The sequence below is a fragment of the Azospirillum sp. UENF 211521 genome (genome assembly GCF_058780535.1).
The window spans coordinates 354,357-366,986 of record NZ_JBSNCF010000001.1 but is presented as its reverse complement, the minus strand read 5'-3'; the positions used below and the strand labels follow the sequence as shown (position 1 = coordinate 366,986).

General features: G+C 70.9%; 12 protein-coding genes. 4 read left to right on the top strand and 8 right to left on the bottom strand.

Annotation, left to right across the window (positions count from 1 at the left end; all coding sequences use genetic code 11):
- Positions 1 to 10: 10 nt before the first annotated feature.
- The 3 genes from rpmI to ACWPN5_RS01695 all read right to left on the bottom strand — a co-directional run bounded on the left by rpmI (position 11) and on the right by ACWPN5_RS01695 (position 2,254).
- Positions 11 to 211 carry a 50S ribosomal protein L35 gene (gene rpmI / locus ACWPN5_RS01705; protein ID WP_014238730.1) on the bottom strand — a complete coding sequence of 67 codons (201 nt, stop codon included), beginning with the start codon at positions 209 to 211 and terminating at the stop codon, positions 11 to 13.
- Positions 212 to 376: 165 nt separating this feature from the next.
- Entirely contained in the window at positions 377 to 1,327 is a 951-nt protein-coding gene (gene pip / locus ACWPN5_RS01700; RefSeq protein ID WP_145683206.1) for a prolyl aminopeptidase, read from the bottom strand.
- A gap of 69 nt (positions 1,328 to 1,396) precedes the next feature.
- On the bottom strand, positions 1,397 to 2,254 hold the full coding sequence (locus tag ACWPN5_RS01695) for a thermonuclease family protein (RefSeq protein WP_247888279.1): 858 nt from the start codon (positions 2,252 to 2,254) through the stop codon (positions 1,397 to 1,399).
- A 198-nt stretch (positions 2,255 to 2,452) separates the two neighbouring features.
- Here ACWPN5_RS01695 and ACWPN5_RS01690 point away from each other — a divergent pair, with 198 nt between their 5' ends.
- Both ACWPN5_RS01690 and ACWPN5_RS01685 read left to right on the top strand, forming a co-directional pair.
- Positions 2,453 to 3,967, top strand: coding sequence for a M48 family metalloprotease (locus ACWPN5_RS01690; protein ID WP_492293891.1), 1,515 nt, complete (start codon positions 2,453 to 2,455; stop codon positions 3,965 to 3,967).
- A gap of 173 nt (positions 3,968 to 4,140) precedes the next feature.
- Positions 4,141 to 6,054: an adenylate/guanylate cyclase domain-containing protein gene (locus ACWPN5_RS01685; protein WP_492293889.1), complete on the top strand. Its 1,914-nt coding sequence runs from the start codon at positions 4,141 to 4,143 to the stop codon at positions 6,052 to 6,054.
- Between the two features lie 121 nt (positions 6,055 to 6,175).
- On the opposite strand, the gene ACWPN5_RS01680 is transcribed toward ACWPN5_RS01685, so the two are convergent.
- The 5 genes from ACWPN5_RS01680 to ACWPN5_RS01660 all read right to left on the bottom strand — a co-directional run bounded on the left by ACWPN5_RS01680 (position 6,176) and on the right by ACWPN5_RS01660 (position 10,587).
- Positions 6,176 to 7,078: an RNA polymerase factor sigma-32 gene (locus ACWPN5_RS01680; RefSeq protein WP_145683183.1), complete on the bottom strand. Its 903-nt coding sequence runs from the start codon at positions 7,076 to 7,078 to the stop codon at positions 6,176 to 6,178.
- A gap of 273 nt (positions 7,079 to 7,351) precedes the next feature.
- The gene (locus ACWPN5_RS01675) at positions 7,352 to 8,167 is read right to left on the bottom strand and encodes a hypothetical protein (protein ID WP_145683176.1); all 816 of its coding nucleotides are present in this window, start codon (positions 8,165 to 8,167) and stop codon (positions 7,352 to 7,354) included.
- Positions 8,168 to 8,366: 199 nt separating this feature from the next.
- A complete protein-coding gene (locus tag ACWPN5_RS01670; protein ID WP_014238739.1) occupies positions 8,367 to 8,867 on the bottom strand; it encodes a CarD family transcriptional regulator in 501 nt (166 codons plus the stop codon).
- A gap of 319 nt (positions 8,868 to 9,186) precedes the next feature.
- A complete protein-coding gene (gene fdxA / locus ACWPN5_RS01665) occupies positions 9,187 to 9,519 on the bottom strand; it encodes a ferredoxin FdxA (RefSeq protein ID WP_014238741.1) in 333 nt (110 codons plus the stop codon).
- Between the two features lie 144 nt (positions 9,520 to 9,663).
- Positions 9,664 to 10,587 carry a LysR family transcriptional regulator gene (locus tag ACWPN5_RS01660; protein WP_492293887.1) on the bottom strand — a complete coding sequence of 308 codons (924 nt, stop codon included), beginning with the start codon at positions 10,585 to 10,587 and terminating at the stop codon, positions 9,664 to 9,666.
- A gap of 127 nt (positions 10,588 to 10,714) precedes the next feature.
- Between ACWPN5_RS01660 and ACWPN5_RS01655 the strand changes: the two genes are divergently transcribed.
- Both ACWPN5_RS01655 and ACWPN5_RS01650 read left to right on the top strand, forming a co-directional pair.
- Positions 10,715 to 11,914 carry a YbfB/YjiJ family MFS transporter gene (locus ACWPN5_RS01655; protein WP_492293885.1) on the top strand — a complete coding sequence of 400 codons (1,200 nt, stop codon included), beginning with the start codon at positions 10,715 to 10,717 and terminating at the stop codon, positions 11,912 to 11,914.
- Between the two features lie 9 nt (positions 11,915 to 11,923).
- Positions 11,924 to 12,538, top strand: a complete 615-nt coding sequence (locus tag ACWPN5_RS01650) for a DUF938 domain-containing protein (RefSeq protein ID WP_145683151.1) — start codon at positions 11,924 to 11,926, stop codon at positions 12,536 to 12,538.
- The last annotated feature ends 92 nt before the right edge of the window (positions 12,539 to 12,630 follow it).

Genomic DNA, 12,630 nt, shown 5'->3' with positions numbered 1-12,630 from the left:
CCTTACGATATCAAGCGTTGCGCAGCCAGTTCTTCAGCACGATCTTCTGGTCCGGCTCGGCCAGGGTCATCATGCCGCGCGCGTTGCGCTTCATATTCGGGCTCTTCTGCTCCAGGCAGTGGCGCTTGAAGGCCGCCTGGGCGCGCACCTTACCGGACGCGGTCACCTTGAAGCGCTTCTTGGCGCCGCTCTTCGTCTTCAGCTTGGGCATTTTCAATCCTTGCGTTGGATGTTCCCGACTGACGGTTGGGCATGCCCTGGGTCTCGGACCCGGCCTCGCCGCCCGTTGGAGCGCAGGGTTATACGCGCGGCCACGCCGCAACGCAAGGGGGAGCGCATGCGGGAGAGGTATGAGGGGGCCGGCGCCCCCCTTCCCCTACCGGTACTCCTTGAACCGCTCCGTCGCCTGGACCAGCGCGGCGCGGATGCCCGGCTCCATGGCGGAATGGCCGGCGTCGGGCACCACGCGGTAGTCGGCCTCCGGCCAGGCGCGGCGCAGCTCGTCGGCGCTGGTGATCGGGCAGACGATGTCGTAGCGGCCCTGGACGATCGCCCCCGGCAGATGCCGGATGCGGTGGACGTCGCGCAGCAGCTTGTCTTCCGGGGTGAAGCGGTTGGAGCGGAAGTAGTGCGCCTCGATGCGGGCGAGGCCCAGCGCGTGGGTGTCCTCCGCGCTCGTCGCGATCAGCTCCGGCGAGGGCAGCAGCGAGGAGCAGGACCCCTCGTACAGGCTCCACACCCGCGCCGCCGCCATGCGGGTCGCGGCGTCGGGCGAATTGAGCCGCCGCCAGTAGGACTCCAGCAGGTCGCCGCGCTCCTCCGGCGGGATGTGGCCGGCGAAGGCGGCCCAGGCCTCCGGGAAGATCGTGCGCATGGAGTAGAGGAACCAGTCGATCTCCGCCTTCCGCATCAGGAAGATGCCGCGCAGGATCAGCCCCAGGCAGCGTTCCGGATGGGTCTGCCCGTAGGCCAGCGCCAAGGTCGATCCCCAGCTTCCGCCGAACAGCAGCCAGCGCTCGATCCCCAGATGGCGGCGCAGCCGTTCGGCGTCCTCCACCAGCAGCTCGGTCGTGTTGCGCCGGACCTCGCCCAGCGGGGTGGAGCGGCCCGCCCCGCGCTGGTCCATCACGACGATGCGGTAATGGCCGGGATCGAAGAAACGCCGGTGCGTCGGCGAGGCGCCCGCCCCCGGCCCCCCGTGCAGGAACAGCACCGGCACGCCGCGCGGGTTTCCCGACTGCTCCCAATAGAGCGTGTGGATCTCGTCCACGGGCAGGAAGCCGGTCTGGTAGGGGTCGATGGGCGGGAAAAGCTCGCTGCGGGGCATGAAGAGGTCCTGTCAGTCCGGGCCGAATGGGAGCAAGTGTAGGACGCCCGTCCGCCGTCCGCCACAGGCTCACTCCTCCTCGTCGTCGGAAACGTCCGGCGGAGGAGCGGACGGGTGGGGCGTCGCCCGGAGGGGCGATGCCGCCCCATCCAGCCGCTCGATCTGCTCGGGATGGGTCGCCTCGATCAGAGGACCGGCGCGCAGGCCCACCCAGCCGCGCACCCGGACGGTCCGCCCCTCGTAGGACAGCGGGTCGATGCCGGCGGTTACGAATTCGCGCAGCGCGGCCCGCCCGATGTGCACCGTGACGTCGGTCCGCCAATCCTCGCCGAAATCCAGATAGGCGTCGCCGCCGGCCTTGCTCACCCGCAGCACCCGCCCCTCGACGATCTGGAAGCTGTCGCGGTCCCGGCGCAGCGCGTCGGGGTCGGCAGGCCGCACCGCGTAGGCGCGGGTCCGCCAGATGCCGCGCCCGGCGTCCCGCGCGGCGGCCTCCGCCGCCAGCATCTCCCGGGCCAGCGCGCGGGCGTCGGGCCGGGTGTGCACACGGGCGAGGCCGCGCGCCAGCAACTCGCCCTGGAGCCACAGCCCGTCGCCGCGCATCACCTGCGCCAGCACGCGCCCGTGCCGGTCGGTCCGCGCCTCTCCGCGCACCGTCAGGCTTTGCCCGACGGCCAGCTCCGCCAGCGCCAGCCGCGCCGCCTCGGCCAGCGGCCAGCCCCGGCCCGGCTCCGCCCCCGTGGGCGGTGGGGCGGGTGGTGCGGCGGGCTCGATGCCGGCCAGACGCAGGCTGCGCCCGTCCTCCAGCAGCAGCGTGGCGCCGTCGGTCACCGCGGCGACGCGCAGCTCCGTCGACCCGGCGGTGGTCGCCATCAGCAGCAGGGCGGACAGCGTCAGCGAGAGAATGCGGCGCGGCATGGTGAGCATGGGGATGGAGCCGTGGAACAGGCGGAGCGGACGGGGAGTTTGATGTCTGCGAGCCCCCTTCCGATATGACGACCCATGACGACCGAACCGACGACCGAACGCAAGCCGTCTTCCCTGTTTTCGCCAAGGCAATCGGCCGATCCAGCCCTCTCCCCTCTGGGGAGAGGGTGGCCCGGACGGCCGGTGAGGGGGTTGCGCGTGGCGCAATGTCCGGCACAAGCGCAACCCCCTCACCCCACCCCTCTCCCCAGAGGGGAGAGGGGACGTCAGAAGCAATCACCCTCCCCGTCCCCGCTGCGCCGGATCGTCGCCGCGGGGCTGGCCGTTCTGCTGCTCACCTCGGCCTGTGCCCCGGCCAGCGCCCAGCTCCTCGGCGGCAGCGAGGAGTCGATCGGCGCGCAGGAGCATCCCAAGATCCTCGCCCAGTATGGCGGGGCCTACCCCGACCAGCGGCTGCAGGCCTACATCACCGGCCTCGGCGACCGGCTGGCCGCCCAGACCGACCGCTCCGGCCCCTGGACCTTCACCGTCCTGGACAGCGACGTGGTCAACGCCTTCGCCCTGCCCGGCGGCTACGTCTACATCACCCGCGGCCTGCTGGCGCTCGCCAAGGACGAGGCGGAGGTGGCGAGCGTGCTGGGGCACGAGATCGGCCATGTCATCGCCCACCATGGCCAGGAACGGCAGACCAACCAGACCATCGCCGGGCTGCTCGCCGCCGGCATCGGCCTCGTGCTGGGCAGCCCGGAGCTGGCGCAGATCGCCAACATCGGCGGCACCGCCCTGCTCGCCCGCTACTCGCGCGGCCAGGAGACGGAGGCCGACCGGCTGGGCATCGAGTATCTCCACCGCGCCGGCTACGACCCCTTCGCCATGGCGACCTTCCTGGAAACCATGCGCCGCGACACCCAGTATTCCGGCCTGCGCGCCGGCAAGGGGGCGGCGGAGGGCGGCTTCGACTTCTTCGCCACCCACCCGCAGACCGCGTCGCGCGTCGACGAGGCGGCGGCCATCGCCCGCGAGCTGCCCCGCGGGGCGCGGCCCGTCGATCCCTACATGACGGCGATGGACGGGGTGATCTACGGCGACAGCCCGGAGAACGGCTTCGTCCGCGGCCGCAGCTTCGCCCACCCGCAGCTGGGCATCGCCTTCGATGTGCCGCAGGGCTACAGCCTGCTCAACGGGGCGCAGCAGGTGATCGCCAAGGGTCCCAACGGCGGCGCCATCGTCTTCGACGGCGGCAAGGCGCCGGGCGCGCGCGACCCCGCCGCCTATCTGACCGGCACCTGGGCGCAGGGGGCGCCGTTGCGCGACCTGCAATCCTTCACCGTCAACGGCATGCCGGCGGCGACCGCGCTGACGCAGGGCAAGACCGACGCCGGGGCGGTGGACATGCGGCTGGTTGCCATACGCGCCGACTCCGGCACCCTCTACCGCTTCACCTTCCTGGCCCCCGGCGGCGGGCTGTCCCGCTTCGACGGCGATTTCCGCGAGACCGCCAACAGCTTCCGCCGGCTGACCCAACAGGAGGCGGCGTCCTACCAGCCCCGGCGCATCCGCGTGCTGACCGCCCGCCCCGGCGACAGCGTCGAGAGCTTCGTCCGCCAGATGCCGCGCGAGCCCTACGCGGAGGAGTTGTTCCGGATCATCAACGACCTACCGCCGGGCACGCCGATCCAGCCCGGACGTCCGGTGAAGATCATCACCGGCTGATGGCGCCCGGTTGACGGCGCCCAGTTGACGGTGGAGTGACCGTTGCAGGACGCGGCGCGATGGCCGATTGCCGATGGCCGCGTGCGTCCTGTAGGCTCCGCGCCATGGCTGACCAACCCACCAAACGGCGTTTTCTGCGAACCGGAGCCCGGATTTCCGCGTTGAAGGAGGCTGTGCGCAAAAAGGGTGGTCCGCGCCGGACGCGCCCGCCCGCGCTGGGCCGCCCGCGCCTGCGCCTGCCCATCGCGGCGGTGCTGGTGGCGGGCTTCGGCTCGCTGATGCTGCTGGCGGTGGCGAGCGTGCTGGTGCTCGGCCTCGTCAGCGCCAGCCGCAATACCTTCGCCCTGCTGAACGACCGCGCCGACCTCGCCTTGTCGGGGGTGGAGGTGCGCATCCGCAACCAGCTCAACCCCGCGCGGGACATGGCCCGTTTCGTGGCCGGACTGATGGAGCGGGGGGAGCTGGACCCCACCGATTCCCGCTCGCTCCAGGACACGCTGCGCGGCGCGCTGGCCGGGGCGCCGGATGTCACGGGCATCGCCTTCTTCCACCCCGACCGCACCGGCCTGCGCGCCGACCGGCTGGGCAATCAGCTCCACATCGGCCGGGAGGATCTGCGCCACGAGCCGGAACTGGCGCCGGAGCTGCGCAACGGCGCCGACCGCACCACCGCCGTCTGGGCCGACCCGCTGTGGTCGAAGGAGGCGGGGACCAGCTTCGTCACCCTATTCCAGCCGGTGCGGCGCAACGGCGCCTATCTGGGGCAGGTGGTCGTCGGGGTGTCGCTGGGCGACCTGTCGCGCTTCCTGTCCACGCTCTATGTGGAGCAGGGGCTGAACGCCTTCGTCCTGTTCGACCGGCAGCACGTTCTGGCCCACCCGTCGCTGGCCGGCATGAAGTTCGACTTCTCCACCAAGACCGACGGTCCGCCCCTGCCGCGCATCGATCAGGTGGCCGATCCGGCGCTGGCGGCGCTCTGGCAGTCCGGCCAGCCGGTGGACGCCCTGAAGAAGCGGGTGGAGGGCCGGACCGTCAACGTGCTGGACGAGGATTACCTGTTCCTGATGCGCAGCATGGCCGGCTACGGCCAGCAGGACTGGACCATCGGCATCAGCTTCCGCGCCAACGAGGCCAGCGCGGAGGTCCGCCGCCTCTACACCACCGGGCTGGCCGGGCTGGGCATCCTGCTGATCTCGGTGGCGGTGGCGCTGATCGTCGGGCGGCGCATCAGCACCCAGGTGGCCCATCTGGCCGAGGCCGCCGACCATGTCCGGACCTTCGACTTCCGCGCGATCGACGAGCTTCCCGATTCGCGACTGCGCGAGCTGGCCCGCGCCAACAGCGCCTTCAACGCCATGGTCGCCGGGCTGCGCTGGTTCGAGACCTATGTGCCCAAGGCCCTGGTGCTGCGGCTGATGCACCGCCGCGGCGGCCTGACCAGCTTCCAGTCGGAGGAGCGGGAGGTGACGGTGATGTTCACCGACATCCGCGGCTTCTCGCGCATGGCGGAGCATATGGGCGCCGCCGACACCGCCGCCCTGCTGAACGAGCATTTCACCCTGCTCGCCAACTGCATCGAGGCGGAGGGTGGCACGGTGGACAAGTTCATCGGCGACGCCATCATGGCCTTCTGGGGCGCGCCGGAGGAGCAGCCGGACCACGCCGCCCGCGCGCTGCGCGCCGCCCACGCCATCACCCGCGCCGTGCGCGAAGGCAACCGCCGCCGCGCGGCGGAGGGGTTGCCGGCGATCCGCGTGCGCATCGGCCTGCATTCCGGGCCGGTGGTGGTCGGCAACATCGGGTCGGCAAGCCGGATCAACTACACGATCGTCGGCGACACCGTGAACGTCGCCGCCCGCATCGAGGAGCTGGCCTCCGCCCTTCAGGGGGACGAGGAGGTCATTGTCCTGTCGAGCGCCGCCACCGCCTTCCAGGGTGACGGCGCGGCCCCGCTGGACTGCGTCGGCGACCGGACGCTCCGCGGCCGCAACGGCACGACCGAGGTGTGGCGGGTCGCCCTGGATGGCGAAGGGAACAACGGTGGCGGGGATGGCGCCGGTGCGGTGCGGGAGGAAGAGAAGGCGTAAGCGGGCTTTGCCCCCACCCCGGCCCTTCCCCGCTTCGCAGGGGAGGGAGATGATCACGAAGCGGCGTCCGTCCCCTCCCCTGCGAAAGCGGGGGAGGGTTAGGGAGGGGGCAAGCGGTCTGCTAGGCGTCCGCCAGCAGATCCCCGAACCCTTCCACCCGCTTCAGCATCGACTGGCGCAGCTTCAGCAGGGCGCGGTGTTCGAGTTGGCGCACCCGCTCCTTGCTCACCCCCAGTTCACGGCCCAGCTGCTCCAGGGTGGCGCCCTCCTCGCGCAGGCGGCGCTCCTGAATGATCGTGCGTTCGCGCGGGCTGAGTTCGCCCAGCGCCTCGGCCAGCCATTGCGAGCGGGTGCGGCTGTCGCGCATGCCGATCACCACCTCCTCCGGCGAAGGGCGCTGGTCGGCCAGGAAGTCCTGCCAGTCCTCGTCGGAGCCGTCGGCCACCGGCGAGTTCAGCGACTGGTCGGAGGCGGAGAGCCGCATCTCCATCGCCTCGACCTCGGTCACGTCGACCTGGAGTTCGCCGGCGATCCACTCCCGCCCTTCCTTGGTCAGGCCGTTGCCGGAGCCGGTGCCGCCCTGGCTCAGGCTCTCGATGCGGGCGCGCAGGCGGCGCAGGTTGAAGAACAGCGACTTCTGGGCGGCGGTGGTGCCGGTGCGGACGATGGACCAGTTGCGCAGGATGTAGTCCTGCATGGCCGAGCGGATCCACCAGGCCGCGTAGGTCGAGAAACGCACCTCGCGGTCCGGCTCGAAGCGGCTGGCCGCCTGCATCAGCCCGACATTGCCCTCCTGCACGAGGTCGCCCATGGGCAGGCCGTAGTTGCGGAAGCGCGCGGCGGTCGCCACCACCAGACGGGTGTAGGCGCGCACCAGTTCGTGGAGGGCGCGCTCGTCGCCGCCCTCGCGCCATTTGCGGGCCAGATCGAATTCATGGTCGCGCGTCAGCAAAGGCTCACGCATGGAGGCCTTGATGAAACTCAGATTCGCGCGCTGAGTCTCGGGATCGTCGATGTAAGCCATACGTCCCTTCCTTCCCGTCTGGGCGGCCGCGTTTCAGGCTGCTCGTGCCCTGTGCTGCGGAGTCCGAAGGGACAGGCCCCCTCAGGTCCAAAGATCCGTCGGTTCGTCGTGGCCGCTTCGCCACGGAGTGCCGACGGTTGGGACAACAGCCGTTCCCCTCGCCCTGTTGCACGTCATACGCAGCACAAGACGTTTCGGATCATCCGCACCGGAAGGGATTCGGTGGCGGAGGCCGAGGGGACGGATAAGACGGATAGGAAAAAGGGAGATGGGTCAGACCTGGAACAGGTCCAGGATCTCACCCGAAGGCGACAGGCATCCACAAACGAGATGCCCACCCAACCCGCAATTGCCGTCCAGGGTCGCCACGCGGTCGGTCACCGCGACGCCCTTGCGAGCCGGGTCGTAGCCCCGCACGACGCGGGCGAAACCACCGTAAGGCTCTGACATCTGGGCGAAACCGGGCGCCCCCCACCAGAAGGCGTCGCCCTGATGGTTCAGCGGGCGGCGGATGTCCACCCCGGCGCTGACCAGCAGCACGCCGCCCTGCCCCTGTTCCGGCCCGGTGCAGTAGGCGGCACGGCGCAGGGTGTTGAACACATTTTCGTGACCGGGCTGCGCGTGCATCGCCTGACGCAGCCCCTGGGTCCAGCGACCGAGCGTCATGGTGCCGCCGCGAGCCGCCGCCATGCCCTGCTCCACCGTGCCGCCATAAGCGGCCAGCGTGGCCCCCGCGCCATGGCGGGTCATCCAGTCGAGAACCTGCTGCGGGTCGGGCGCGAACTGGAGCTGGAGCAGCTTGTGCCACATCTCCTCCTGCGCGCCGCGCAGATAGACGATGTCGCCGGCCTCCATGCCCCGCCAGCTCAGCAGCCAGGTGCGGAAGGCCAGCAGCGCGTCCACCGTCTCCAGCACCCGTTCGCCCCAGCCGACCATGTTGCCGAGATAGACGAGCCGGTCGCCGGGCAGGAAGCGCGCCGCGATCACCTCGTGCACGGCGTGGAGATGGTCCGTCTGCGCGTGGATCGAGCCGACGGCCCAGATGCGCCGCGGGTTTCGGAGATCGATGAATTTCTGCGCTTCAGACATGCCGGAGACGCTCACCCCATCCAGCGGTCACGGACCGGCCCAGAACAGGCCGGGGGCGGGAGTGTAGGCGCCGCACAGGCCCGGCGAAAGACGAAAACTTAAGACAAAGGCGCGGCCAAAGCGCCGCGCCTTCATCGTCAACATCACATTTTCGAACCGGTTCCCGGCCCCTGAAGCCGGGAAGCGGGTCCGCACCGGATCAGGCGGCCTTCTTGAGGACCAGCTCCAGCCGCTCGGTGGCCTTGGTCTCGTCGATCTTCTCGACAGCGGCCAGCTCGCGGGCCAGACGCTCCAGGGCGGCCTGATAGATCTGGCGCTCGCTGTAGGACTGGTCGGACTGGTCGGCGCCGCGGTACAGGTCGCGCACGACCTCCGCGATGGCCACCGGGTCGCCCGAGTTGATCTTGGCCTCATACTCCTGGGCGCGGCGGCTCCACATCGTGCGGCGGACGCGCGAACGGCCCTGCAGCGTCTCCAGGGCGACCTTGATGCGGTCCTTCGTGCTGAGGCGGCGCAGGCCGGCGGCCTTGGCCTTGCCGACCGGAACCTTGAGCGTCATGCGCTCTTTTTCGAACGTGATCGCGTAGAGCTGAACATCCATGCCAGCGATGCTGTGGGTCTCGATTCCCTCGACCCGACCGACGCCATGGGCCGGGTAGACGACGAAGTCACCGGCCTCGAAGTCAAGCTTGTTCGACATTTGGGTTGGCTCTCACTTCTCGCGATCGCGCCATTTTGCCGCCCCGGTGGAGGGGGCGAAAAAGGCCCGGTGACAACGACACACCGTGGGGATGGGGTCCTCCACGCCGCGCACTGTTGCACTGAGCCCTTGGTCGATGGGAATTCCGGCAATGACGCTGAGGCCGGCTCCGGGCGCGTATTATAGCGATGTTACGGCCGGGTTACAAAGGCTACGCGCGGGCAGCCGTCCGGATTCTGACGTTGCCCGCCGATGGCCGACCTGTCGTTTTTGCATGGCGGCAAAAGAATGCCATGCGCCGCAATAGTCCCGACTCCGCTTAGCCGCCGGCCTTCGGAGAGAAGAACTTGTCGAACTTGCCGTCCACGCCCTTCATGGCGTCGGCGTCGGGCAGCGCGTCCTTCTTGCGGGTCAGGTTGGGCCACTGCGCCGCGTAGTCGCGGTTCAGCTCCATCCACTTCTCCGCGCGGCCGTCGGTGTCCGGCACGATGGCCTCGGCCGGGCATTCCGGCTCGCACACGCCGCAGTCGATGCACTCATCCGGGTGGATGACCAGCATGTTCTCGCCCTCGTAGAAGCAGTCCACGGGGCAGACCTCGACGCAATCGGTGTACTTGCACTTGATGCAGTCTTCCGTCACGACGTAGGGCATGATTCGTTCTCCGCTGTTCTCGCCAGTTCCGGCGGTGTTCACGCGCCGGGGTTCGAGTCGCATCGATGGACGCTTCGACTGACGTGCTCGCGCGTGGGCGCGGCCGGGGGCATGAATGGACCATGGCCCGACCGCGGCGCTTGCCTAGCACGCCGCCCGAGACGGGATCAACCCCGCCGGTTGTGTGGGCGCAAGCGACGCAGCCCCACCCTCCATATTCCCCTCCGCGACCGCCTCCAGGAAGGTGCGCAGCGCCACCGTCTCCATGGAATCCACCCGCCGGACGAAACGGGTGGGCATGCGGGCCAGTTCCGGCGGCAACGCGCGGGCGGTGAACAGGCCGCGCCAGGGCTCCCGCTCCACCACGACGCGGGGCAGGACGGTGACGCCCATGCCGGCGCCGACGCAGCCCAGGATGGCCTCCAGCGCCCCAAACTCCATGACGCGGTAGGGAACCCGCCCGGCCTCGCGCATCGCCGTCTCGGCCCGCGCGCGGTAGGCGCAGCCGCGCCGGAAGGCCAGAAGGGTGTTCCGCCCGGACTCGCTGGTGATGCCGCTGGCCGGTTCGACAAGCACCAGCTCCTCCTCGAAAACGGGCTGGCTGACCAGCTCGGGATGCTCCACCGCCCCGGAGACGAAGGCGCCGTCGATGCGCCCGGCCAGCACCTCCCCCAGCATGGTTTCGGTGGGGCCGGGGACGATGGTCAGCTCGACGTCCGGATTCTCCGCGTGGAAGCGGGCGAGGATCGGCGGCAGCCGGACGGCGGCGGTGGTCTCCATGGTGCCGATGGACAGCCGCCCGCCCCGCCCCGCGGCGTCGGCCACCGCGTCGCGTGCCTGGGCGACGAGGCGCAGCACGCGGTCGGCGTAGTCGGCGAGCACCCGCCCGGCCGGCGTCGGCGCCATGCCGCGGCTGAGCCGCAGGAACAGCGGCACGCCGAGATCCTCCTCCAGCCGCTTCAGCCGCGCCGTCACGTTGGACTGGACGCAGTTCAGCGTCTCCGCCGCCCGGCTGACGCTGCCGGTGTCCGCCACCGCCTTCACCACCCGCAGGCCCGCGAGGTCCATCGCCTCCTCCCCGATCCAGTGCCATCACTCATAGTGAAGCATAGCATCGGAACAAATCATTGGAAATGAAGGTTCCGACGCGCGAGGATGGGCGCACACGAAAAAAACGAGCCGGTGGGAGGAGTGCATGGTCCGGACGCTGATCGGCGGCGTGCTGGTGCTGGTCGTCTCCATGGGGGTGGGGCGCTTCGCCTTCACGCCGATCCTGCCGGCGATGCAGGCGGCCACCGGGCTGGGCACCGACGCCGCGGGGCTGCTCGCCTCGCTGAACTATCTCGGCTACTTCCTGGGGGCGCTGGGCGTCGGGCTGGTGCCCCACGGCGCGGCGCGCACCGCCGTCTTCCGCACCGCGCTGATCGCCAGCGTCACCTCCACCGCCGGCATGGGCTTCACCGACGACCTGACGGCCTGGGCCGTGCTGCGCTTCGTCTCCGGGCTGGCCAGCGCCGGCCTGTTCATCCTGGGCATCGCCATGACGCTGGACGCGCTGGCCCGCGCCGGGCGGGAGTCCTGGACCGGCTGGCTCTACACCGGCGTCGGCCTCGGCATCGCGTCGAGCGGCCTGTTCGTCGCCGTGATGGGCGACCGGCTGGGCTGGCGCGGCGACTGGCTGTGGCTGGGGCTGGCCTGCCTGGGCTTCGGCACGCTGTCCTGGCTGTGGGTGGGCGACCCGCCGAGGGAGGCCCCCCACGCCGCCGCCCAAACCACCGGCCGCCCCACACCCGCCTCCCCCTTCCGCCCCTCCGGTCCCATGGTGCTGCTGACGCTGGCCTATTTCCTGGAGGGGGCCGGTTACATCGTCACCGGCACCTTCCTGGTCGCCATCCTGAAGACGATGCCGGAGACGGCATCGCTCGGCGCCGCGGCCTGGATGGTCACCGGTCTGGCGGCCATGCCGTCGGGCATCGTCTGGGCGGCGGCCGGGCGGCGGCTCGGCCTCTGGCGGGCGCTGATCCTCGCCCATGTCGTGCAGACGGTGGGCATCCTGCTGCCGATCACCGGGTCCCCCGCGGCGGCCCTGCTGTCGGCGGTGCTGTTCGGCGGGACCTTCGTCGGCATCGTCACCCTGTCCTTCACGCTGGGGCGCCACCTGTCGGGCGGGGCGTCGGCCCGCGTTATCGGGGCGCTGACCGCCGTCTACGGGTTGGGGCAGATCATCGGGCCGGTGCCGGCCGGGCTGGTGGTGGCGCGCACCGGCAGCTTCGATTCCGCCCTGCTGGGCGCCGCCGCGGCGGTGCTGGCCGGCGCCCTCCTCCTCGCCGCCGGGGCCTGGATGGCCGGGCGCCACGACCCCGCCGCGGTTGCCCTGGGCGCCGGGCGCGGGTAGCCTGTCGCCATGTTCGATCCGCTGCACCCCGAGGACTCCCGCCGCCACGCTCCCGCGACGGAGCGCAACCGAGCCCCCATTCTGGAGGTGCTGCGCCGCGTCCTGCCGCCGCAAGGGCTGGTGCTGGAGGTGGCGAGCGGCACCGGCCAGCACGCCGTGGCCTTCGCCGAGGCGCTGCCCGGCGTGACGTGGCAGCCGAGCGACCCCGACCCGGGCTTGCGTGACAGCGTCCGTTCGTGGGCCGCCGCCGCGGCGCTGCCCAACCTGCGCGACCCGCTGGACCTCGACGCCGCCGCGCCCGATTGGCCGGTCGAGGCGGCCGACGCGGTGGTCTGCATCAACATGATCCACATCGCCCCGTGGGAGGCGGCGCTCGGCCTGTTCGCCGGGGCGGGGCGACTGTTGCCCGCCGGCGCGCCGCTGCTGCTCTACGGCCCCTTCACACGCGGCGGGCGGCACAGCGCGCCGAGCAACGCCGCCTTCGACGCCGACCTGAAGGCCCGCAACCCCGCCTGGGGCGTGCGCGACCTCGACGCGGTGGAGCGCGCCGCCGCCGGCTTCACCCTCGCCGAGCTGGTGGAGATGCCGGCCAACAACCTGACCGTCGTCCTCCGGCGCGTCTGACACTCCGCCCGATCCCCAATCCGGACCACCCCATCCGAGGTGCGGTCTTCTGCCGCAGTTTCGCACCCGCGAGATTTGCTATTGTTTCCCTG

What these genes read in the sequence shown, in the direction of transcription:
- rpmI (WP_014238730.1), bottom strand. Translation starts at nt 211, where the DNA reads ATGCCCAAGCTGAAGACGAAGAGCGGCGCCAAGAAGCGCTTCAAGGTG.
- ACWPN5_RS01660 (WP_492293887.1), bottom strand. Translation starts at nt 10,587, where the DNA reads ATGGACCTCGCGGGCCTGCGGGTGGTGAAGGCGGTGGCGGACACCGGC.
- ACWPN5_RS01680 (WP_145683183.1), bottom strand. Translation starts at nt 7,078, where the DNA reads ATGGCTTACATCGACGATCCCGAGACTCAGCGCGCGAATCTGAGTTTC.
- ACWPN5_RS01650 (WP_145683151.1), top strand. Translation starts at nt 11,924, where the DNA reads ATGTTCGATCCGCTGCACCCCGAGGACTCCCGCCGCCACGCTCCCGCG.
- ACWPN5_RS01655 (WP_492293885.1), top strand. Translation starts at nt 10,715, where the DNA reads ATGGTCCGGACGCTGATCGGCGGCGTGCTGGTGCTGGTCGTCTCCATG.
- ACWPN5_RS01675 (WP_145683176.1), bottom strand. Translation starts at nt 8,167, where the DNA reads ATGTCTGAAGCGCAGAAATTCATCGATCTCCGAAACCCGCGGCGCATC.
- ACWPN5_RS01695 (WP_247888279.1), bottom strand. Translation starts at nt 2,254, where the DNA reads ATGCTCACCATGCCGCGCCGCATTCTCTCGCTGACGCTGTCCGCCCTG.
- ACWPN5_RS01670 (WP_014238739.1), bottom strand. Translation starts at nt 8,867, where the DNA reads ATGTCGAACAAGCTTGACTTCGAGGCCGGTGACTTCGTCGTCTACCCG.
- pip (WP_145683206.1), bottom strand. Translation starts at nt 1,327, where the DNA reads ATGCCCCGCAGCGAGCTTTTCCCGCCCATCGACCCCTACCAGACCGGC.
- fdxA (WP_014238741.1), bottom strand. Translation starts at nt 9,519, where the DNA reads ATGCCCTACGTCGTGACGGAAGACTGCATCAAGTGCAAGTACACCGAT.